This window comes from Paenarthrobacter sp. TE4293 (genome assembly GCF_050435325.1).
Classification (GTDB): Bacteria; Actinomycetota; Actinomycetes; order Actinomycetales; family Micrococcaceae; genus Arthrobacter; species Arthrobacter nitroguajacolicus_C.
The window spans coordinates 226,761-247,993 of record NZ_JBNJRY010000002.1; the positions used below are offsets into that span (position 1 = coordinate 226,761).

The 21,233-nt window shown below is 63.2% G+C and carries 19 protein-coding genes; 7 read left to right on the forward strand and 12 right to left on the reverse strand.

Going from position 1 to position 21,233, the window contains the following annotated elements; genetic code table 11:
• The 11 genes from QF015_RS04415 to QF015_RS04465 form a co-directional block, all read right to left on the reverse strand.
• On the reverse strand, nucleotides 1–1,311 hold the full coding sequence (locus tag QF015_RS04415) for a thymidine phosphorylase (protein ID WP_429387296.1): 1,311 nt from the start codon (nucleotides 1,309–1,311) through the stop codon (nucleotides 1–3).
• On the reverse strand, nucleotides 1,308–1,712 hold the full coding sequence (locus QF015_RS04420) for a cytidine deaminase (RefSeq protein ID WP_429387299.1): 405 nt from the start codon (nucleotides 1,710–1,712) through the stop codon (nucleotides 1,308–1,310). Before QF015_RS04420 ends, QF015_RS04415 begins: the two co-directional genes overlap by 4 nt.
• Nucleotides 1,713–1,714: 2 nt before the next feature.
• On the reverse strand, nucleotides 1,715–3,004 hold the full coding sequence (locus tag QF015_RS04425; protein WP_310201780.1) for an ABC transporter permease: 1,290 nt from the start codon (nucleotides 3,002–3,004) through the stop codon (nucleotides 1,715–1,717).
• A complete protein-coding gene (locus QF015_RS04430; RefSeq protein ID WP_429387302.1) occupies nucleotides 3,001–4,338 on the reverse strand; it encodes an ABC transporter permease in 1,338 nt (445 codons plus the stop codon). The genes QF015_RS04425 and QF015_RS04430 overlap by 4 nt, the downstream gene beginning before the upstream one ends.
• Nucleotides 4,331–5,848 (reverse strand): ABC transporter ATP-binding protein, encoded by a 1,518-nt coding sequence (locus QF015_RS04435; protein WP_310201784.1) that lies wholly within the window; start codon nucleotides 5,846–5,848, stop codon nucleotides 4,331–4,333. Before QF015_RS04435 ends, QF015_RS04430 begins: the two co-directional genes overlap by 8 nt.
• Before the next feature lie 133 nt (nucleotides 5,849–5,981).
• Nucleotides 5,982–7,088: a BMP family lipoprotein gene (locus QF015_RS04440; RefSeq protein ID WP_429387305.1), complete on the reverse strand. Its 1,107-nt coding sequence runs from the start codon at nucleotides 7,086–7,088 to the stop codon at nucleotides 5,982–5,984.
• 245 nt (nucleotides 7,089–7,333) lie between these two features.
• Nucleotides 7,334–8,347 carry an NADP-dependent oxidoreductase gene (locus QF015_RS04445; RefSeq protein WP_310201788.1) on the reverse strand — a complete coding sequence of 338 codons (1,014 nt, stop codon included), beginning with the start codon at nucleotides 8,345–8,347 and terminating at the stop codon, nucleotides 7,334–7,336.
• Nucleotides 8,344–8,775 (reverse strand): organic hydroperoxide resistance protein, encoded by a 432-nt coding sequence (locus QF015_RS04450; protein ID WP_429387307.1) that lies wholly within the window; start codon nucleotides 8,773–8,775, stop codon nucleotides 8,344–8,346. The genes QF015_RS04445 and QF015_RS04450 overlap by 4 nt, the downstream gene beginning before the upstream one ends.
• A gap of 54 nt (nucleotides 8,776–8,829) precedes the next feature.
• Nucleotides 8,830–9,264: a MarR family winged helix-turn-helix transcriptional regulator gene (locus QF015_RS04455; protein ID WP_310201792.1), complete on the reverse strand. Its 435-nt coding sequence runs from the start codon at nucleotides 9,262–9,264 to the stop codon at nucleotides 8,830–8,832.
• A 112-nt stretch (nucleotides 9,265–9,376) separates the two neighbouring features.
• The gene (locus QF015_RS04460) at nucleotides 9,377–10,582 is read right to left on the reverse strand and encodes an amidohydrolase (RefSeq protein WP_310201794.1); all 1,206 of its coding nucleotides are present in this window, start codon (nucleotides 10,580–10,582) and stop codon (nucleotides 9,377–9,379) included.
• 110 nt (nucleotides 10,583–10,692) lie between these two features.
• Complete coding sequence (locus QF015_RS04465; RefSeq protein ID WP_429387801.1) at nucleotides 10,693–11,790, reverse strand: mannose-1-phosphate guanylyltransferase; 1,098 nt, start codon at nucleotides 11,788–11,790, stop codon at nucleotides 10,693–10,695.
• A gap of 289 nt (nucleotides 11,791–12,079) precedes the next feature.
• Between QF015_RS04465 and sdhC the strand changes: the two genes are divergently transcribed.
• The 5 genes from sdhC (at nucleotide 12,080) to QF015_RS04490 (ending at nucleotide 16,510) form a co-directional block, all read left to right on the forward strand.
• Nucleotides 12,080–12,460, forward strand: a complete 381-nt coding sequence (sdhC, locus tag QF015_RS04470) for a succinate dehydrogenase, cytochrome b556 subunit (protein WP_089594138.1) — start codon at nucleotides 12,080–12,082, stop codon at nucleotides 12,458–12,460.
• A gap of 3 nt (nucleotides 12,461–12,463) precedes the next feature.
• Nucleotides 12,464–12,940: a succinate dehydrogenase hydrophobic membrane anchor subunit gene (locus QF015_RS04475; protein ID WP_026542860.1), complete on the forward strand. Its 477-nt coding sequence runs from the start codon at nucleotides 12,464–12,466 to the stop codon at nucleotides 12,938–12,940.
• 97 nt (nucleotides 12,941–13,037) lie between these two features.
• On the forward strand, nucleotides 13,038–14,837 hold the full coding sequence (gene sdhA / locus QF015_RS04480; RefSeq protein WP_429387310.1) for a succinate dehydrogenase flavoprotein subunit: 1,800 nt from the start codon (nucleotides 13,038–13,040) through the stop codon (nucleotides 14,835–14,837).
• A complete protein-coding gene (locus QF015_RS04485) occupies nucleotides 14,837–15,619 on the forward strand; it encodes a succinate dehydrogenase iron-sulfur subunit (RefSeq protein WP_026542862.1) in 783 nt (260 codons plus the stop codon). The genes sdhA and QF015_RS04485 overlap by 1 nt, the downstream gene beginning before the upstream one ends.
• Before the next feature lie 114 nt (nucleotides 15,620–15,733).
• Complete coding sequence (locus tag QF015_RS04490; protein ID WP_310201800.1) at nucleotides 15,734–16,510, forward strand: alpha/beta hydrolase family protein; 777 nt, start codon at nucleotides 15,734–15,736, stop codon at nucleotides 16,508–16,510.
• A gap of 4 nt (nucleotides 16,511–16,514) precedes the next feature.
• Here the strand turns inward: QF015_RS04490 and QF015_RS04495 are convergent, their stop codons facing one another.
• Complete coding sequence (locus tag QF015_RS04495; protein ID WP_429387313.1) at nucleotides 16,515–17,816, reverse strand: ABC transporter substrate-binding protein; 1,302 nt, start codon at nucleotides 17,814–17,816, stop codon at nucleotides 16,515–16,517.
• 109 nt (nucleotides 17,817–17,925) lie between these two features.
• On the opposite strand from QF015_RS04495, the gene QF015_RS04500 reads away from it, so the two are divergent.
• The gene (locus QF015_RS04500) at nucleotides 17,926–18,876 is read left to right on the forward strand and encodes a glycoside hydrolase family 43 protein (RefSeq protein WP_429387314.1); all 951 of its coding nucleotides are present in this window, start codon (nucleotides 17,926–17,928) and stop codon (nucleotides 18,874–18,876) included.
• Between the two features lie 123 nt (nucleotides 18,877–18,999).
• Complete coding sequence (locus QF015_RS04505; RefSeq protein WP_429387316.1) at nucleotides 19,000–21,231, forward strand: hypothetical protein; 2,232 nt, start codon at nucleotides 19,000–19,002, stop codon at nucleotides 21,229–21,231.
• Nucleotides 21,232–21,233 lie beyond the last annotated feature (2 nt).

Here is a 21,233-nt window from a genome sequence, read left to right on the forward strand (position 1 = left end):
CTAGGCGATGCGGTCGATGATGAGCTGATGCGCCGGGCGTGAACCCTCAGGGGCGATCACCACGGCGTCCTGGAGCGCTTCCTTGGCCCGGTCGAACTTTTCCGGAGTATCCGTCAGGAGGGTCATCAACGGCTCACCGGCCCGGACCAGCGCGCCGGGCTTTGCGTGCAGCCGCACACCGGCACCGGCCTGGACCTGATCTTCCTTGCGTGCCCGGCCAGCGCCGAGGCGCCAGGCAGCAACACCAACCGACAGCGCGTCCAATTCCACCAGGACACCGTCCGCGGGAGCGTAAATGACCTCGGAATCCTTCGCCACCGGAAGCTCAGCCCGCGGGTCTCCGCCTTGGGCTGCGATCATCCGGTTCCACACATCCATGGCGCGCCCGTCCTTCAGCGCCGCCGCCGGATCGGCGTCGTGGATGCCGGCACCTGCCAGCATCTCTTCAGCCAGGCGGATGGTCAGTTCGACGACGTCTTCCGGACCGCCGCCCGCGAGGACCTCCACGGACTCCTCGACTTCGATCGCGTTTCCGGCCGTCAATCCGAGCGGCGTGGACATGTCCGTAATCAGCGCAACGGTGTGCACACCCGCGTCCTTGCCCAGGGCCACCATGGTCTCGGCAAGCTCGCGGGCGCGGGCCTCATCCTTCATGAAAGCGCCGGAGCCCACCTTGACGTCCAGCACCAACGAGCCCGTGCCTTCGGCGATCTTCTTGCTCATGATCGACGACGCGATCAGGGGGATGGCTTCCACCGTGCCCGTGACGTCGCGCAGCGCATACAGTTTCTTGTCGGCTGGAGCCAGCCCGGAGCCTGCCGCGCAAATGACGGCGCCAACGTCCTGCAGCTGCGCCATGATCTCGTCGTTGCTCAGATTGGCCCGCCAGCCGGGGATGGCTTCGAGCTTGTCCAGCGTGCCGCCGGTGTGGCCCAGTCCGCGGCCCGAGAGCTGCGGTACCGCAACGCCGAAGACAGCCACCAATGGTGCCAGCGGCAGCGTGATCTTATCCCCGACACCCCCGGTGGAGTGCTTGTCGCTGGTAGCCTTCATGCCGCCGTCGGGCCTTGTCAGGGACGAAAAGTCCATCCGCTCCCCCGAGGCGATCATCGCTGACGTCCATTGCGATATCTCCGCACGGTCCATTCCGTTCAGGAGGATGGCCATGTTGAGCGCGGCCATCTGTTCTTCTGCAATGACGCCGCGGGTGTAGGCGTCGATGGTCCAGTCGATCTGCTCAGGAGTGAGCGTGCCTTTGTCCCGTTTGATGGAAATGATCTGGACGGCGTCGAACGCTTCAGTGCTGGTCACGTGGTTTCCTCCAGGTTTTCGGGACCAAAGGCGTCAGGCAGCACCTGGTCCATGGTTTTGATGCCCTGCGTGGTCATGAGCTGCATTCCGGGCGCCCGGAATTCGTACAGGAGCTGGCGGCAGCGCCCGCACGGCATCAGGATGTTGCCTTGGCCATCCACGCAATAGAATGCGGCGAGCCTGCCGCCGCCGGTCATGTGAAGCTGGCCCACCAGAGCACATTCGGCGCAGAGGGTCAGCCCGTAGCTGGCGTTCTCCACGTTGCAGCCGGTCACGATCCGGCCGTCCTCGGTGAGGGCTGCAGCCCCCACCGGGAACTTGGAGTACGGCGCGTATGCATGGCTCATGGCCTGCTTTGCCGCCTCTTCGAGTGCATGCCAATCGACGTCATTCGCCGGCATCGTCAACCCTTCACGTACGGTATGCCGCTTGCGGCCGGTGGCCGCGACTTACCCACCAAACCTGCGACGGCGAAGATGGTCACCAGGTACGGCAGCATGGCCATGAACTGGCTGGGCACCGGAGTGCCGATGATGCCCAGGATGGACTGGAGGTTGTAGGCAAAACCAAACAGCAGCGATGCCAGGAAGGCACCGATCGGGTTCCACCGGCCAAAGATCAAAGCTGCCAAGGCGATGAAGCCGCGGCCGCCGGAGATGTCCTTGGTGAACGAGTCGATGGTCACCAAAGTGAAGACGGCCCCACCGATACCTGCGATGGCACCGCCCAACGTGACGTTCCAGAAGCGGGTGGCATTGACATTGATGCCCAGGGTGTCGGCAGCCTGCGGGTGCTCACCGACCGCGCGGACCCGCAGGCCCCAACGGGTCTTGAACAAGCCGAACCACACCACGGCAACGGCGATGTACATGAGGTACCCGGCGATGGACTGCTCGAAAAGGATGGGCCCAATGATGGGAATGTCCGAGAGGAACGGGATCGGCAGGATATCGAGGCGGCCCGGGGTGTTGAACTGTTCCTTGTTGGGAACCATCAACGTGCCGTACAGGAAGCCCGTCAGGCCGGAAACCAGGACGTTGAGGACGACGCCCACAATGATCTGGTTGACGAGGTACTTGATGCTGAAGACCGCCAGCACCATGGACACCGCGGCACCGGCAGCAGCCGCCGCGATCAGGCCGATGTAGGGGCTGCCGGTCATGGTGGCTACCAGTGCGGCCGTGAAGGCCCCGCCCAGCAGTTGGCCTTCAATGGCGATGTTGACCACGCCCACCCGCTCACACAGCACACCTGACAAGGAGCCGAAAACGAGCGGCACGGCCAGCGTTACCGAACCTGCAACCAGGCCCGCCAACGAAATGGACGGCTGCCGTGCGCCGGCCACAATCCAGACGAGCAAGGCGAACACGAACACCACGGCAAACGCGATGGGAAGCCATTTGGGTGAACGTTCCCCCTGTGTCCAGAGGTAGATCGAATAGGCGGCCATGGCAAGCAGGAGAATGCCAAAGACGATGCCGCCCACCTGCCCGGGAATCATGAGGGCCGGGACTGCTACAGCGTCGCCGGCGTCGCTGATCTTCATCTCCGCTGTTTGGTCCGGGCCCAGGAAGCCGAAGAAGACCAGGGCGATGAGCGCCAGGATGCCAAGCGACAGCGGGACCTTCATGGAAGGCTTGAAAGCCGGCAGGGCCGTTGAACCCGACTTCGGAGCGGTGGTTGTCGCGCTCATTTGGCACCTCCGGAGGCGTTGACGAGGGCAGCCTTGGGAGCCGCTTTGGGTGTCTTGGTCTTCTTCTTGGGCTCGAGCCGGAAGATCGACCGGATGAGCGGCGGGGCCGCGATGAAGAGGACGATCAGCGACTGCACCACCAGCACGATGTCGATGGGCGTGCCCGTCTGGATCTGCATCTGGACCGCCCCTGCGCGGAAGGCTCCGAACAGGAGGCCGGCGAAGAACGTTCCCCACGGTGTACTGCGGCCCAGCAGGGCCACGGTGATCGCGTCGAAGCCGATCTGGGCAGCGACGCCGCCTGTCAGGACCTTTTCGGTACCGGCCACCTGCGCCACGCCGCCGAAAGCAGCGAGGGCACCGGCCATGGCCATCACCAGGATCGTGGCGCGGGGTACCTTGACGCCCGCGGTCCGTGCTGCGACGGGATTGGCACCCACTGCGCGGAACTCGAAGCCGATGGTGGAACGGTTCAGCAGCCACCACACGCCGTAGGTCAGCGCTATTGCCACCAGGAAGCCCACGTGGAGACGGGATCCGGGGATGAGGACTGGATACGTGGCCGATTCGTCGAGGCGGGGCGAGATGGGGCTGTTGTCCCCCGGCCGCCGGAACGCCGACGTGTTCAGCAGGAAGTCCAGCAGGAACAAGGCTACGTAATTGAGCATGATGGTCACGATGACTTCATGCGCGCCGGTCCGGGCTTTGAGGATGCCTACGATGGCGCCCCATGCGGCACCGCCCAGAACGCCCATGATGATGACCACCAGCAAGTGCAGGCCAAACGGCAGGTGCCAGGCGAACCCGACATAGGCGGCGAGCGTGGCGCTGATGATGATCTGGCCCTGCGCACCGATGTTGAACAGGCCGGCACGGAATGCCAAAGCAACACCGAGGCCGGCACAGATCAACGGGGTTGCCACGGTCATGGTTTCCAGCAAAGGCTTAAAGCCCTCACGCGGATTGAAAACAGCGCCCTGGAACAGGGCCGCGTAGCTCTCCGTCATGGCGGACCACAAGGCGCTCAGGAAGTCCGTGGGCCGAGCGAACAAGTAGCCGGCGGTCTTGGCGACCTGGGCATCCGTGCTGGCGATCAACAGGCCGCCCAGGAACAGCGCCACAATGACGGCCAGGACGGACACAAATCCGTTGCCCATCACGATGCGGCGGATGAGGCTGCCCTGCTGCACCCCTGAGTCTCCGCTTTGGGAAGAAACCGGGACGATCGACGGCTCCAGCATCCCGCCTGCGGTATCGAGCGAGACATCCGCCGCGCGGAGTTCCGCTGTGGACTCGGCGGGTTTTTGCTCGTTCTTGGACTGGTTTTCAGTCATCGGAGCCTCCTTCAGGGCCGACGCCGGCCATCATCAAGCCGAGGGTGTCACGGGGCGTTCCAGCAGGAACGATGCCCACGAGCTTGCCCTTGTAGAGCACGGCAATCCGGTCTGCGAGCTCAATGACTTCGTCAAGTTCAGTGGAAACGATCATGACCGGGGTTCCGACGTCGCGTTCGGCAACGATCCGCTTGTGCAGGAACTCGATGGAGCCAACGTCCACGCCACGGGTCGGCTGGCTGGCGATGAACAACCGCAATGGCCTGGACAACTCCCGGGCCATGACGACCTTCTGCTGGTTGCCGCCGGACAGTGTTCCGGCAGCAGCCCCCGCTGAGGGTGTGCGGATGTCGAACTCATCGATCTTTGCCTTGGCGTTTTCCATGACCTTCGCGGGCTTCATGCCGATGCCGCTGGCGAAGGGCGCTTGATCATAGAGGTCCAGCACCAGGTTCTCGGCCACCGAGAACGGACCCACCAGTCCGTCCACGGTACGGTCTTCGGGGACAAAGCCGACGCCGGAGCGCAGCACGTCCTTGACCGGGAGGCCCAGCAACTGCCGGCCATCCAATGTCACCGAACCTGTGACGTGCTCCTGCACGCCGAGGATGGCTTCGGTCAGTTCTGTTTGGCCGTTGCCCTGGACGCCGGCGATGGCCAGGATCTCACCCTGGGCGATGTCGAAGCTGATTCCGTCCACCACATTGGTGCCGTTGGCAGCGCGGACCGTCAGGTTCTCCACCACGAAGGTGGTTTCCTTCGGTTGGGCGGCAGCCTTGTTGAGGCTCAGGCTGACGGGACGGCCCACCATCATGGAGGCCAACTCCGTAGCCGAGGCCGATGGAGGAGCGTCCCCCACTACTTTTCCGCGGCGGATGACGGTGATGACATCGGATACCGCCTTCACTTCGCGCAGCTTGTGGGAAATGAAGACGATGGACGTGCCGCCGGCCTTGAGCTGGCGCATGATGTCCAGAAGCTCATCGGTTTCCTGCGGAGTCAGCACAGCCGTGGGTTCGTCCAGAATCAGGACCTTGGCTTCGCGGACCAGCGCCTTGATGATCTCGACGCGCTGCTGGACACCCACGGGGAGGTCCTCCACCAAGGCGTCGGGATCGACGTCGAAGCCGTATTGGTCGGATATTTCCCGGATCTTCTTCCGGGTTTCGTCGATGCTGAGTACACCGCCGAACGTGGTTGGTTCTGCACCGAGGGCCACGTTTTCTGCCACCGTGAAGACGGGGACCAGCATGAAGTGCTGATGGACCATGCCGATGCCTGCCGCCATGGCATCACCGGGTCCGCGGAAAGCGACCGTTTGGTCATCCACCAGGATCTGGCCTGCCGTGGGTTCATACAGCCCGTACAGCACGTTCATGAGGGTTGATTTACCGGCGCCATTTTCGCCGAGAAGGCAGTGGATCTGGCCGGATTCGACCACGAGGTCTATGTCTTGGTTGGCGTAGAAGGTCCCGAAGGCTTTCGAGATCCCCTTCAATTCGAGTTTCACAACTCCCACCGTTCTGTGAGTCCGAGGGACAGCTGAACAGCTCCAAAGCCACGAGCTTTGGGTTCAGCCTAGTCAGGGCAAAAACGCGCCGCCAGTACCGGGGCTCGGTACTGGCGGCGCGTCCAGGAATTGCTTACTTCTTAGGGCTTGCCTTCGATTCGACTACCAGCTTGCCGGACACGATGTCGGCCTTCAGGGCGTCGAGTTCGGACTTGGTTTCGGCAGAAACTGCAGAATCGAGGTCGTGGAACGGAGCGATGGCAACGCCGTCGTTCTCCAGGGTGCCCACGTAGGCGTCGTTGCTGAACTTGCCTTCGGTGTCATCCTTGACCACGGCCTCAACGGCCTCGCCCATCTGCTTGACCACGGAGGTCAGCATGAGGTCCTTGTACTCGGGAGCCGTCAGGTAGCCATCGGAGTCAACCCAGATCAGCTTGACGTCCTTGCCGGCAGCCTTGGCTTCCTTGAGTGCAGCGCCTGCACCCTTGCCCACCGGGCCGGCCACGGGCATGACGATGTCCGCGCCCTGGTCCAGCAGGTTGATGGTGACCTGCTTGCCGGTGTCCTGCTTTTCGAAGTCACCCGTGAAGGAACCGTCCTGGGTGTTCTTGTCCCAGCCGACAACCTGGACGGTCTTGTTCTTGGCCTTGTTGTAGGCCTGGACGCCGTCGTAGAAGCCGTCCATGAAGATGGTGACCGTGGGGATCTTGATGCCGCCGAACGTACCCACCTTGCCGGTCTTGGTGGTCGCAGCAGCGGCATAGCCTGCCAGGTAGGCGGCCTGGGCGGTGTCGTAGACAACCGGCTTCACGTTGGCGATGGGGGCGTCGTAGGCGAAGTCGATGATGGCGAAGTGCTTGTCCGTGTTCTTCTCGGCAGCAGCCTTGGTGGCATCGCCCAGGAGGAAGCCGACGGTAACCGTCAGGTTGCAGCCAGCGGAGACCATGCCGTTGAGGTTGGTCTCGAAGTCGCTGTTGGCCTTGGATTCGGCGGACTTCACCGTGATGCCAAGGTCCTTCTCGGACTTCTTGAGGCCTTCGAATGAGGACTGGTTGAAGGACTGGTCATCGAATCCGCCGGAGTCGGACACGATGCATCCGACAAAGTCGCTCTTGGTGGCGGCGCCGGATCCGGCGTCGGGAGCCTGGCCACAGCCGGTCAGCAGGAGCGCTGCTGCGCCGACGGTTGCAACACCGGCCATTGAACCGCGCTTCAGGGTGGCACGCAGTGGTTTCTTCAATTTTCCTCCAGGAAGAAAGTGATTGGCGCTACGACGGATGGTCAATGAGTGTCCGTTTCCTATACCTGAGGCAGAAATTCTGTTTTCACTGATGCTCGCAGCTGCGCCTAAGCGCATTGATGACACCAACACTAGTGGCCTGGAACACACCCAGCTACCACAAATGATCACTCCAGGTCAGATTGTTGACCTTTTGTTACCAAGCAGTAGCCGGGTGTGCAAGTCACACGGTGTTTATCCGTGGATTAGAGGCGGACCAGCATCTTCCCGGTGTTCGCACCGTCCAGGAGATCAATGAAGGCCTGCGGCGCATTCTCCAGTCCATCCACGATGGTCTCGTCGTAGCTGACACTGCCGTCGGCGAGCCAGCCGGCCATCTTCTGCGCGAACTCAGCGGCGTGCTGTCGTTGTCCGCCCACCAGGAATCCGCGCAGGGTGAGCTGCTTGCCGATGGCCACCGCCAGGTTTCGCGGGGCAACCGGGGGCTCCGTGGAGTTGTACTGTGCGATGGCGCCGCACATGGCCACCCGACCACCGACGGTCAGCGTGGCGAGGGCTGCTTCCAGGTGCTCGCCACCGACGTTGTCGAAGTACACGTCGATGCCGCGCTCCCCCGCTGCTTCACGGAGCTGCTCCAGCACGGGGGCGTCGTTGTAGTTGAAGGCGGCGTCAAAGCCGAGCTCCAGCAGGCGGGCGACCTTCTCCGGCGATCCGGCACTGCCGATGACTTTGGAAGCGCCCATGGCCTTGGCGATCTGGCCAACCATCGAACCGACGGCGCCTGCCGCTCCGGACACGAAGACGACCTCGCCTTCTTTGAACTCTGCCACCTTGAGCAGTCCGGCATAGGCAGTCAGCCCGGTCATGCCCAGCGCACCAAGGAATGCTGAGGTTGGCGCCAGCCCGCTGGGGACCGGGGTCGTGGCCGCCGCGTCCACCACTGCGTGCTCACGCCACCCGAGTTGATGCACGACGACGTCACCCACCTTGTGCGCGTCCGAACGGGACGCGATCACCTCGCCGACCGCACCGCCGTCGAGCGCTGCATCGAGGCGGAACGGCGCCGAGTAGGACTTGACGTCGTTCATGCGGCCGCGCATGTAGGGGTCCACGGACATGAACTGGTTCTTGACCAGGAGCTGTCCCTCGGCGAGCTCGGGGAGCTGTGCCGTTGCGAGCCGGAAGTTCTCCGGAGCGGGGCGCCCTACGGGGCGGGAGGCCAGCTGGATTTCGCGGGTTTCCGTTGCGGCGGCGCTCATGCTGCGAACTCGACGAGCTTGAGGTCCACGGCCATGTTGCCGCGGGTTGCGTTGGAGTAGGGGCAGATCTGGTGCGCCTTGGCCATCAGCTGTTCTGCCGTGTCGCGGTCCAGGGCGGGCAGTGCGATCTCGAGCTCCGCTGCCAGGCCGTAGCCTTCGCTGTCCGTCAACGCGCCGAAGTGGATCTTGGCAGCAACGGCGGATTCGCTGAGGTCGACGCGCTCCTTGCGGCCTACCAGGCGGAGGGCGGAGTGGAAGCAGGCAGCGTAGCCCGCTGCGAACAGCTGCTCCGGGTTGGTGCCTTCGCCGTTGCCGCCCAGTTCCACGGGGCTGGCGAGTGCTACATCCAGCTTGCCGTCATTGGTGCGGGCGTTGCCGTCGCGGCCTTCGCCGGAGGCCAGTGCCTCGGCAGTGTAAAGAGTCTTCATGGTGTTTCCGTTTCTCTTCGGGGAATGGATGGCCCGGGGTCTTCCGGGAGGCTGTCAGAGTGAGCTGTTCAGGGCTGCCGTGAGCTTGCCGAGGGTGGCATGCAGTTGCTCGATTTCGCCGGCAGAGAGGCCGGCGGCGTCGGCGAGGCGCTGGGGCACGGCCTGGGCGCGGCCGCTCAACGCGGTTCCGGCGTCGGTCAGTACCACGTCCACCCGGCGCTCGTCCTCGGCGGAGCGGCGGCGTTCCACCAGGCCCAGGCCTTCGAGGCGCTTCAGGAGGGGTGACAATGTGCCGGAGTCCAGACCCAATTCAGCGCCGAGGTCGCGAACGCTCCGTGGCTCCTGCTCCCACAGGACCAGCATCACCAGGTATTGCGGGTACGTCAGGCCGAGCTCTTCCAGCACGGGGCGGTAAACCGCGGTCGCAGCTTTGGATGCCGAGTACAGCGCAAAGCAAACCTGGTGGCGGAGGCGGGGTGCATCACTCATGGATAAAACGATAGTGCACAATTCAATTGTGCACAACTCATTGGGGGGGGAAAGCACCCCACTGAGTCGCATTCAGGTGCTCACGAGAGCCCTAAATGCGACGCAGTTGGGCTTACTGCTCGAGGTCGCGGATGGTGCGGAGGGCTGCCGCGGTCAGGACGCGGATCGCATAGCCAAGGGCGCGTTCGTCCACGATGAAGTCACCTCGGTGGAGGTCATATTCCTCCCCGCCCGGAGTGTGCGTCCCCAGGCGCATCATGGCACCGGGGAGGTCCGCCAGGAACCACGCAAAATCCTCGCCACCCATGGACTGCGGCGTGAGGACCACGGCGTGCTCGCCCAATTCAGCACGAGCGGAGGCTTCAATCAGGGCAGTCTCATGCTCGGAGTTCACCACGGGAGGCACGCCGCGGGTGTGCTCAAGGTGCACGTCCACGCCATACGGTGCAGCAACCTGCCTGACCACGTCGTCCAGCAGCTCGCCGGCACTGTGCCAGGCGTCGCGGTCGAGGCAGCGCATGGTGCCGGCCATGTAACCCGTGCCGGGAATGGCATTGGGCGCCGAACCCGCTGAAATTTGGCCCCAGACCACCGAAACGCCGCTGCGGACGTCCACCCGGCGGGAAAGGACAGCCGGCACGTTGACCGCGATTTGGGCCAGTGCGAACACCAGGTCTTCGGTCAGATGTGGCCGGGACGTGTGTCCGCCACGGCCGGAAAGTTCGATCTTGATCGTGTCCGAGGCAGACGTGATGGCCCCGATGCGGGTGCCGATCTGGCCCACGTTGATCCGGGGATCGCAATGCAGTGCCAGAATGCGCGGCACGCCTTCAAGCACTCCCTGCTCGATGCAGGACAGTGCGCCGCCAGGCATGGTTTCCTCGGCAGGCTGGAAGATGATCCGGACCGTGCCGCCCAGAGGATTGTTCTTGTGCATCCGCTGCAGCGTCAGGGCAATGCCGAGCATGGCGGTGGTGTGGACGTCGTGGCCGCAGGCGTGGGTCACACCGTGGTTCTTGGACGCGAACGGCAGGCCGGTTTCTTCGATGATCGGCAATGCGTCGATGTCCCCGCGGAGGGCTGTGGCGATGGGCCCCTCCCCCACGTCGACGGTCAGCCCGGTTCCTTCCAGCCGCCGGGGCTTCAGGCCGGCCGCTTCAAGGCGCTCCGCCAGCTTGTCCGTGGTGCGGAATTCCTTGAAGGACAGCTCCGGGTGCGCATGGAGGTCACGCCGGAAATCGATGAGTCCGGGAAGCAGTTCATCAACCCAAGGACTCACAACGGGAGCGGGCTCGGTTTCAGTCGTGTAATTGCGCACGTCACAACTCTAGCCATCCGCGGCACCCGAAGAACGAAAGCCACCTCTTGGTTACGCTGCGTTCAGGCGCAGGACAACCAAAGAGGTGGCTCACGGTATAAGCAGATGCGTTACAGCACGTCCGTGTCGCCGCTGGCTTTGAGGGCGTCAACGGTGCCCTTGACCAGCTGGGCGTGTTCCTTGGTGGTCACCAGGAGCGCGTCCAAAGTGTCCACGATGACGACGTCCTTGATACCGATCAGTGCAATCACGCGCTTGGTATCGGAGACCACCACACCGCTGGCATTCTCCGCGAAGACGCGCGCGCCCTCACCGAGCACCGTCACTTCGTCGACGTCGCCGGCGTTGTTCAGGCGGCCGATCGCGGCAAAGTCACCGACGTCGTCCCAGCGGAAGGTGCCAGGCACGACGGCGACATCGCCGGCCGCCGCTGCTGGCTCGGCGACTGCGTAATCAATGGCAATCTTGGGCAGGGTCGGCCAAATGCGCGCCGTTACTTCGGCACGCTGCGGCGTGTCCCAGGCCTCGGCGATTTCCTGGAGGCCCGCGAAGAGCTCCGGCTGGTTCGCTTCGAGGTGCTTGAGCATGAGTGCCACGGGAGCGACGAACATGCCGGCATTCCAGACGTAGTCCCCGGCTTCTACGTATTTGTTGGCAACTTCCTGGCTGGGCTTCTCGACGAACTCGGCCACGGCAAGCGCGTTCGGAGCTCCATCCACGTGGAGGGCAGCGCCCGAGCGGATGTATCCGAAGCCAGTGGAAGGGTGCGTGGGCTTGATGCCGATGGTGACGATCTTCCCCATGGCAGCTGTGTAGATCGCCTCGCGCACCGTTTCCTGGAAGAGGTGGTCCGGGCTGATGACCTGGTCCGCGGCGAAGGAACCCATGATGGTGTCCGGATCGCGCCGATACAGGATGGCGGCGGCCAAGCCGATGGCAGCACCGGAGTCCTTGGGTTCGCTTTCGAGCACCAGCTCGTCGTCGCCGATCTCCGGGAGCTGGCGGCAAACAGCGGCACGGTGCGCCTCGCCCGTCACGACGAGCACCCGTTCACCTGCCAAGGGCTGAAGGCGGTCGTAGGTGGCCCTCAACAAGGTACTGCCGGAACCGGTCAGGTCATGGAGGAACTTGGGCGCAGCGGCCCGCGAGAGCGGCCACAACCGGGTCCCCACACCGCCGGCCGGAATAACCGCATGGAAGCGGTTCATGGGCGATTCCGGGTATTTCGCGTCTTCTGTACTCACCGCAACACTTTATCCGACGCAAGCCCGAAGCCCCGCAGTACGCCACGCATGTGGTGTTCGTCTCAGGAAGCAGGCAAAATCGCCTGAATACTGGCAGGAAACATGGAATTAACAAGCAGAGAAGCCCGTCCTAAATTGAATATGCTGTGAGCGAAGCCTAGATTTAGGCGTGAGCTACGAGTGCTCTCGCAGCAGGCGTTCCCCCCGCGTGGATCCCATGCCAGCGCCGCTGTGTTGCAGGAAGGTTTAATCAGTGCCGACAAAACCAGCTGGCACCTTGTACCGCGGCCGTGAAGGCATGTGGTCCTGGGTTGGACACCGCATTACAGGTGTAGTGATCTTTTTCTTCTTGTTGGTCCATGTGCTGGACACCTCATTGGTGCGTGTGTCCCCTGAGGCCTACACCGCCGTCATTGGCGCTTACAAGAACCCCCTCATGGCCCTGGGTGAAACGGGCCTGGTCGCAGCGATCATCTTCCACGCCTTCAACGGCCTGCGCGTGATCGCCATCGACTTCTGGAAGAAGGGCGCGAAGTACCAGCGCCAGATGCTGTGGATCGTGCTTGCGCTGTGGCTGGTCACGTTCGCCGGCTTCGCCATCCGCCACCTTTCACTCGCGCTGGGAGGCCACTAAGCCATGACAACCATCGAAAGCCCGCGCAGCGGCAAAATCGGTTCCGGGAAGATCGCTCCGAAGTACAACCGCACCGGCTCCAGCCGCGGCAACTTCGAAATGATCGCCTGGCTCTTCATGCGCCTCTCCGGCATCGTCCTGGTGGTGCTGATCTTCGGCCACCTCTTCGTTAACCTGCTGGTGGGCGAGGGCATCCACGCCATCGATTTCGGCTTTGTTGCCGGCAAGTGGGCTGATCCGTTCTGGCAGTTCTGGGACCTCGCCATGCTGTGGCTTGCCATGCTGCACGGCACCAACGGCGTCCGCACCATCATCAATGACTACGCCGAGAAGGATTCCACGCGCTTCTGGCTCAAGATGGTCCTCTACGCGGCCACCCTGGTCATCATCATCCTCGGCACGCTGGTGATCTTCACCTTCAACCCGTGCCCCGTCGTCGACGGCGTTCAGCTTCCTGGCGGATTCTGCCCGGCCCCGTAGCGGCGACGCCGGCACTCCCTTGGAGTGAACCGGTTCGCCTGACGTAGCGGAGCAGCCTCCGCCGACCATCTGAATTTTGAAAGAGAGAGCATCTGGTATGCAGGTCCATAAGTACGACGTCGTCATTGTCGGTGCAGGTGGCGCCGGCATGCGCGCCGCGATCGAGTCCGGTCAGCGCGCACGCACAGCGGTACTGACCAAGCTCTACCCCACCCGCTCGCACACAGGTGCAGCCCAGGGTGGTATGTGTGCAGCACTGGCCAACGTCGAAGAAGACAACTGGGAATGGCACACCTTTGACACCATCAAGGGTGGCGACTACCTGGTTGACCAGGACGCAGCCGAGGTCATGGCGAAGGAAGCCATTGACGCCGTGCTGGACCTGGAAAAGATGGGTCTGCCGTTTAACCGCACGCCCGAGGGCCGGATTGACCAGCGCCGCTTCGGTGGCCACACCCGTGACCACGGCAAGGCTCCTGTCCGCCGCGCATGTTACGCAGCCGACCGCACGGGCCACATGATCCTGCAGACGCTGTACCAAAACTGCGTCAAGCACAACGTTGAGTTCTACAACGAGTACTACGTCCTGGACCTGCTGATCGTCGAAGAAGACGCAGTGCGCGAGGACGGTACCCCGTACAAGCAGAAGCGCGTTGCCGGCGTGGTCTCCTACGACCTCGCCTCGGGCGAACTTCACGTCTTCCAGGCCAAGTCCGTGGTCTTCGCTTCCGGCGGTGCGGGCAAGGTCTTCAAGACCACATCCAACGCCCACACGCTCACGGGCGACGGCATGGGCATCGCGTTCCGCCGCGGCATCCCCCTGGAAGACATGGAGTTCTTCCAGTTCCACCCGACCGGCCTGGCCGGCCTGGGCATCCTCCTCACCGAGGGTGCACGTGGTGAAGGTGCCATCCTGCGAAACTCCGAAGGTGAGCGCTTCATGGAGCGCTACGCCCCCACCATCAAGGACCTCGCACCCCGTGACATCGTGGCCCGCGCCATGGCGAACGAAGTGCGTGAAGGCCGCGGCTGTGGCCCGAACAAGGACTACGTCCTCCTGGACCTGACCCACCTTGAACCGGCACACATCGAAGCCAAGCTTCCGGACATCACCGAGTTCGCCCGCACCTACCTTGGTGTGGAGCCGTTCACGGATCCGGTGCCCGTCTTCCCCACGGCCCACTACGCCATGGGTGGCATCCCCACCAACATCACCACTGAGGTTCTCCAGGACAACGACACGATCGTCCCGGGCCTCTACGCTGCGGGTGAAGTTGCCTGTGTGTCCGTCCACGGATCGAACCGTCTCGGCACCAACTCGCTCCTGGACATCAACGTGTTCGGCAAGCGCGCCGGCATCGCCGCTGCGGAGTACTCCAAGACGGCCGACTTCGTCGAGCTGCCCGAGGACCCCGAGGCAATGACCCGCGGAATCCTGGACGGACTGCTGAACGGCAACGGCACCGAGCGTGTTGCTCAGATCCGCAAAGAACTGCAGGACACCATGGATGCCAACATGCAGGTGTTCCGTACCAAGGAATCCCTGGAGCAGGTCCTTCGCGACATCGCGTCCTTCGAAGAGCGGTACAAGCACGTCACCGTTCAGGACAAGGGCAAGCGCTTCAACCTGGACCTCCTGGAAGCCGTGGAACTGGGCTTCCTCCTGGACATGGCCAAGGTCATGACCGTGGGCGCACTGCACCGTGAAGAGTCGCGCGGTGGCCACTACCGCGAGGACTTCCCGGACCGCAACGACGAAAAGTTCATGAAGCACTCCATGGCTTACCTGGACAATTCCGTCACCGTAGATTCCTCCGCGGAATCCGTCGCGGGCATCCGTCTTGAGACGAAGCCCGTCATCTTCACCCGTTACGAGCCGATGGAGCGTAAGTACTAATGACGACCGAAATGGCAGAGCCCGCTTCCAAGATCGAGCTCCCGGCAAGCGTCGCCGGCGACGGTGAAATCCCCACGTTCCACATCACGCTCCGCGTGCGCCGCTACGACCCCGAGATCTCGGACGAGGCACGCTGGGATGACTACAAACTGACCATGTACGGCACGGACCGCGTGTTGGATGCCCTGCACAAGGTCAAGTGGGAGATCGACGGCAGCGTTTCCTTCCGCCGCTCCTGTGCCCACGGCGTTTGCGGTTCCGATGCCATGCGCATCAACGGCCGCAACCGTCTCGCCTGCAAGACGCTGCTGAAGGACCTGGACACCACCAAGCCCATCACCGTCGAGCCGATCAAGGGCCTCCCCGTGGAGAAGGACCTGATCGTGGACATGGAACCCTTCTTCCAGTCCTTCCGCGAAGTCATGCCGTTCCTCATCAACAAGGGCCACGAGCCCACCAAGGAACGCCTGCAGTCCGTTGAGGACCGTGAGCGCTTTGACGACACCACCAAGTGCATCCTGTGCGCTGCCTGCACCTCTTCCTGCCCGGTCTTCTGGACCGATGGTCAGTACTTTGGTCCGGCAGCGATCGTCAACGCACACCGCTTCATCTTCGATTCCCGTGATGACGCCGGCGACATGCGCTTGGAGATCCTCAACGACAAGGAAGGCGTGTGGCGTTGCCGCACCACCTTCAACTGCTCGGAAGCATGCCCGCGTGGCATCCAGGTGACACAGGCCATCGCAGAGGTCAAGCAGGCCATCCTGTCCCGCAAGATCTAGTCAGCCGTTCACCCAAAGAACAGTACGACGACGGCGCCGCTCACCACTCATGGTGACGGCGCCGTCGTCGTTAATCACTGGCCGCAACCGGCCCTCTAATTACCAGGAGACAGCGTGTCACGCTCTGAGAAGATCAGCTTCACGGGAAGCACCGGCGACACGCTGGCAGGCATCGTGGATGTGCCCGAGGGCCCTGTTCGGGGCTGGGGCCTGTACTCGCATGGCCTGACTCTCGGCAAGGACAGCCCTGCCGCCTCCCGCATCTGCAAGGGGCTGGCCGAGCAGGGCGTGGGAATGCTGCGCTTCGACAACCTGGGCCTGGGAGGCTCAGCCGGTGAATGGTCGGCGGGATCGTTCAGTGTGAAGGTGGCCGACACCATCCTGGCGTCGGAGTTCATGCGGGAACAGGGCCGGGGAATCTCGTTGCTGGTGGGACACTCTTTCGGCGGTGCAGCGGTGTTGGCTGCGGCCCGCGACATCCCCGGCCTGAACGCCGTGGTGACGGTCGGGGCACCGTACGAACCAAAGCATGTTGAGCACATGTTCGACACTGAAATTGACGCCATCCTGCGCGATGGCAGCGCGGTGGTGGACCTCGGCGGACGCCCCATGGAGGTTCGCCGCCACTTTGTGGAGGACGTGGAACGCGCTGATCTGCGCGACTGCATCCGCACCCTCCACAAGCCGCTGATGGTGATGCACTCCCCCACCGACAACACAGTGGGAATCGACAACGCCAGTGAGATCTTCCGTACTGCCCGGCACCCCCGGAGCTTCATTTCCCTGGAAGGCAGCGAACATCTCCTGACCGGGAAGGGCCAGGCAGCACGGGTTGCCCGCATCATCAGCGCATGGGCGGACCCCTACCTGGAAGTCCCCGACGCCGGCTGACAGGCTATTTGCCGATGGCGGCCTTGCTTTCGCTGAGCCACTGCTCCGCCGCCTTTTCCGGAGTCAGCCGCTTGAACAATACCTCGGTGTTGATGCGCGCCGTAATCTCAGAAACGGCAGTGGACCCGGTGGGGCCGATGAACGTCGGCGCGAAGTCCATCTTGCCGATCTGGTCGATGTAGGCGGCTTCCACCTTGCCCTGCGGTGTCAGCAGATCCTGGATGGCCGTGCGCATCCCGGAGTTGCTGGGCACGCCACGGTCGCTCTGGATGATCTTCGCAGCGGCTTCATTATTTACCAGGAAGCTGACCAGTTTGGCTGCAGCGTCCGTGTGTTTGCTGCGGGCCGAGATCGTATAGAACTGCGAAGACTGCAGCCAGATTCCAGGTGTGGGAGTCTCGCCAGGGAGCTTGAGGAGTTTCAGCTCTGCACCGGAGGCTTTGCTCAGGGCTGTCAGTGAGTTGGTCCAAGTGAGCATCATTCCTGCCTGGCCCATGCCCATGAGCGTCTGTTCCGTGCTGACGTTGAGTTTCTCCACGGTCTCCGAGGCGCTGGGGGCGGCACCTGATTCACTGAGCTTCAGGGAAAAGTCGAAATAGTCCTGCACAGTTTCTTTGTCCAGGCCCAGTTGGCCGTCCTGGGTGTAGAGCGACTTTCCGCGCTGGCGGGCGAAGGCGTCCAGGGAATCATGGGTGAGGACAGTCGCGGTGCCGTACGTACCCTTGGGGCTCTTGGCGGTGATGTCCTCTGCGGTCTTGGCAAAGTCGTCCCAGGACCATGTGCTATCGTCCGGCAGGGCAACACCCGCCGCTTGGAAAACGGCCGGGTTGACGACGATTGCCAGCGCGTTGGCACCGGTCGAAACGCCGTACTGCTTGCCTTGGACCTGCCCGTTTTCCAGGGCTCCCTGATCCATTTTGGAGAGGTCCAAGGACCCGTCAACCTCGGACAGGTCCAGCAGTGCGCCCCGGTTGGCGTACTCGGCAGGGTAGGCGCCGCCCATGGTTATGACATCGGGAGCGTCGTTGGCAGCTACCTGGGTGGCCAGTTTGTCAAAGTAGCCGCCAATGTCGCCGTACTCCGGCTTGACCTTGATGTTGGGGTTGGCAGCCTCGAATTCCTTGATGGCCTTGTTGGTCAGTTCGGCACGGGTGGCGTTGCCCCACCACGAGAACCGGATCTCCACAGGGCCGTCCTCGGCTTGGTTGGATGATGGGCTGGAACAGGCAGCCGTCAGGCCGAACATGCTGACGGCTGCTACGAAGGCTATGGACTTGCGGATATGCCGGAGGGATTTACGCGTCATTGGGTAAGCTTCTTTCAGGCTCAGAAAACGGTTCCTGAAACGTATCAAGATGGTGTATGTTCGTCAATAGTTTTGGATATGAACTATTTGTTTCACCGAGGAGACCAACTTGGCCTTGCGCTTGGACCAGATCCAGATCCGGGATCCGTTCGTACTCACGCACCGGGCATCCGGCAGCTACCTGCTCTTCGGCAGCACCGATAAGAACATCTGGTCCGGGCAGGCAACAGGATTCGACTGCTACCGAAGCAGCGACCTTGTCGCCTGGGAGGGTCCCCTTGAGGCGTTCCGACCGCCGCGCGGATTCTGGAGCCAGGAGCAGTACTGGGCTCCTGAGGTTCATGAGTACCAAGGGCGCTATTTTATGTTCGCCACCTTCATCGCGCCCGGCACTCTCCGGGGAACGCAAATACTTGCGGCCGAAAAACCAGAGGGGCCCTACGCGCCGTGGAGTGAGGGGCCCGTCACTCCAGGTAACTGGCAGTGCCTGGACGGCACGCTCCATGTGGACGGGGAGGGGGCTCCCTGGATGGTCTTTTGCCACGAGTGGAAGCAGGTGCACGACGGCACCATGATGGCCCAGCGGCTCAGTCCGGACCTTCGGGAGGCTGTTGGCGTGCCCATCTTCCTCTTCAGCGCCTCGGAGGCTCCGTGGTCCCGCGCGCTGGACGTCCCTTCGGTAAAAGACCGCGAGTTTCCCGTATACGTCACGGATGGTCCCTTCCTGTTCCCACTCAGCAGCGGCAGGCTCATCATGCTGTGGTCCAGCTTCGGCGACCACGGCTACGCCATGGGTATTGCCCGCAGCGAATCGGGAACGATCCTGGGCCCGTGGACCCAGGAATCCGAACCACTCTGGAGCACAGACGGCGGTCATGGAATGATCGGCCGCCGCCTGGATGGGAGCCTGTTCCTTACCTTGCACCAGCCCAACAAGACACCCGACGAGCGGGCAGCCTTCTTCCCGCTGCTGGAACGCGAAGAGACGGTAGTTCTGGCGCCCGCCGACGGCAGCGAAGATGCCAGGGTTGACAGCTACTCACGCAGGAACAAGTATTGAATCGTTTCGGAAAACGGTTTCACCTACAGGCCCAACCACTCAGGGGAGCCGGCCCCGATACCCGATTTGACCGGATAATCCCCAGCAGCAGTCACAGCAGACAGCATCAGGAGGGCGTGCACAGTGCACAGCCACAGCAAGACTTCGGAATCCCCGGCAATTGATCGCAGGATTCTGGTCCAGCGACACAATGTCCGGCAGCAGCACCTGGATCCGCGAGGCCCCGTCTCCGTGGGCAACGGCGAGTTTGCCTTCACCATGGATCTCACCGGACTGCAGTCGCTCCCCACGGACTATCCCGTGGGAGCGCGTGATGACCTGCCTCCGGGAACGCTGCTGGGTACACAGGCGCAGTGGGGTTGGCATTCCGTTCCACCTGCCCAGACGTATGACCTCGCCGGCTCCACTGTCCTCTACGACTCCCCGCGGGGGCCGGTCCCTTACGTGGACATGGTGGGCGACATCGTCAACGACCGTGAAACCGACACCTCCTTGGGCGAAACCTGGTTGCGTGCCAACGCGCATCGACTCGATCTGGGGCGCATCGGGTTCCGGTGGAGGAGGGACGGCACCGACCGTCCCCTCACACCGGCCGACCTCGCCGACACAGAGCAAACGCTCGACCTCTGGACGGGTACAGTGACCAGCCGCTTTACCCTGGCCGGATATCCCGTCTCCGTGACGACGGCGTGCCACCCCGCCCGGGACGAGCTCGGCTTCCGCGTGGAGTCGTCGGCGCTTGCTGCCGGCCTGGTGGTCGGCATCGGCTTCCCTTACGGTTCCGAGGCCTGGCACGACGCTGCGGACTGGAACCGGCCGGATGCCCACAGCACCACGCTCGCCGAGCCCACCACCTCGGAAACCCACCCGGGCGCGAAGGCCTGGCGTGTCCACCGTGAACTCGACGATTCCCGCTACCAGGTGGTGATCACCGGCGCCAACCTGGCAGTGGAGTACACCGATCGCCACCAGCTCCGAATCTTCCCCATCCAGGCCGGAAGCCCGGACACCTCCACGGTCCTGGACTTCTCCGTTGCCTTCGAATCCACCGCGGACGGTGACTGCCTTCCACGAGGCAACAACCGGCCGACCATAGCGGCCCCTCAGGTGAGCGGCCCCGCTGAGGGGCGTGACGGCGTCGAGCTTTCACCTGCACGAGCTGTCATCTCAGCGTCCGGGACCTCTTGGCCGGATTTTTGGTCATCGGGTGGGGCGATCGAGCTTGACTCCACCGATGATCCCCGCGCCAAAGAGTTGGAACGCAGGATCGTCCTGTCCCAGTACCTGACCGCGATCAATTGTTCGGGTTCGTTGCCGCCGCAGGAAACGGGGCTCGTATGCAACTCGTGGCGGGGACGCTTCCACGTGGAAATGCACTGGTGGCACGCCGCACACTTTGCACACTGGAACAGGGCGGAGCTGCTCCTGCCGTCGTTGCGGTGGTACTCGAGCGTCCTGGAGACCTCACGCCAGACCGCCAAAGCGCAGGGTTTCGACGGCGTCCGCTGGCCCAAGCAGGTGGGACCTGACGGCCGGGAAAGCCCGAGCCCTATCGGGACCTTCCTGATCTGGCAGCAGCCCCATCCCATCCACTTGGCCGAGCTGGTGTACCGGGCACATCCCAGCCGTGACGTCCTCGAGGAATTCGCGGAGATCGTGTTCGAGTCAGCTGCCTTCATGGCCAGCTTTGCGCACCCCACGACCCGCGGGTTCGAGCTGGGGCCGCCCCTCATTCCGGCGCAGGAAAGCTATGGTTCCATCAGGGCAAAGGTCACCAATCCCACCTTTGAGCTTGCCTACTGGCAGTGGGCCTTGCGAACGGCAGCATCGTGGCGGGAACGTCTCGGGTTGGAGCCTGTGGAGGGATGGTCGGCAGTAGCTGAAGGCATGGTGCCGCCCCGGGTGGTTGACGGCATCTATGCTGCGATCGACGTCGAGCCGTTCACTATCCGCACGGATCACCCTTCCATGCTGTGCGCCCTCGGTGTCCTCCCCCGCACTGACATCATTGATCCGGAGATCATGCGTGCCACCCTGACGGATGTCCTGGCCGACTGGGACTGGGGCAGTACATGGGGCTGGGACTACCCGGTGATGGCCATGACCGCAGCACGGCTTGAGGACCCGGAGGCCGCAGTGGATGCGCTCCTCCTGAGCGCGGGCAAGAACACGGTCCTGCCCAACGGGCACAACCGCCAGACGGACTCGTTGCCGCTCTACCTGCCAGGCAATGGTGGGCTGCTCGCCGCTGTCGCTCTCATGGCAGCTGGATGGGACAACGGCCCGGACCGCCATGCCCCCGGGTTTCCAGCCGACTGGACCGTGGTATGGGAAGGGCTGGTTAGGGCCCCCTAGCC

Coding starts and splice junctions, on each gene's coding strand:
- QF015_RS04455 (WP_310201792.1), bottom strand. CDS start 9,264: ATGAGTGATGCACCCCGCCTCCGCCACCAGGTTTGCTTTGCGCTGTAC.
- QF015_RS04445 (WP_310201788.1), bottom strand. CDS start 8,347: ATGAGCGCCGCCGCAACGGAAACCCGCGAAATCCAGCTGGCCTCCCGC.
- QF015_RS04420 (WP_429387299.1), bottom strand. CDS start 1,712: ATGCCGGCGAATGACGTCGATTGGCATGCACTCGAAGAGGCGGCAAAG.
- QF015_RS04430 (WP_429387302.1), bottom strand. CDS start 4,338: ATGACTGAAAACCAGTCCAAGAACGAGCAAAAACCCGCCGAGTCCACA.
- sdhA (WP_429387310.1), top strand. CDS start 13,038: ATGCAGGTCCATAAGTACGACGTCGTCATTGTCGGTGCAGGTGGCGCC.
- QF015_RS04465 (WP_429387801.1), bottom strand. CDS start 11,790: ATGAACCGCTTCCATGCGGTTATTCCGGCCGGCGGTGTGGGGACCCGG.
- QF015_RS04475 (WP_026542860.1), top strand. CDS start 12,464: ATGACAACCATCGAAAGCCCGCGCAGCGGCAAAATCGGTTCCGGGAAG.
- QF015_RS04450 (WP_429387307.1), bottom strand. CDS start 8,775: ATGAAGACTCTTTACACTGCCGAGGCACTGGCCTCCGGCGAAGGCCGC.
- QF015_RS04495 (WP_429387313.1), bottom strand. CDS start 17,816: ATGACGCGTAAATCCCTCCGGCATATCCGCAAGTCCATAGCCTTCGTA.
- QF015_RS04485 (WP_026542862.1), top strand. CDS start 14,837: ATGACGACCGAAATGGCAGAGCCCGCTTCCAAGATCGAGCTCCCGGCA.
- QF015_RS04425 (WP_310201780.1), bottom strand. CDS start 3,004: ATGAGCGCGACAACCACCGCTCCGAAGTCGGGTTCAACGGCCCTGCCG.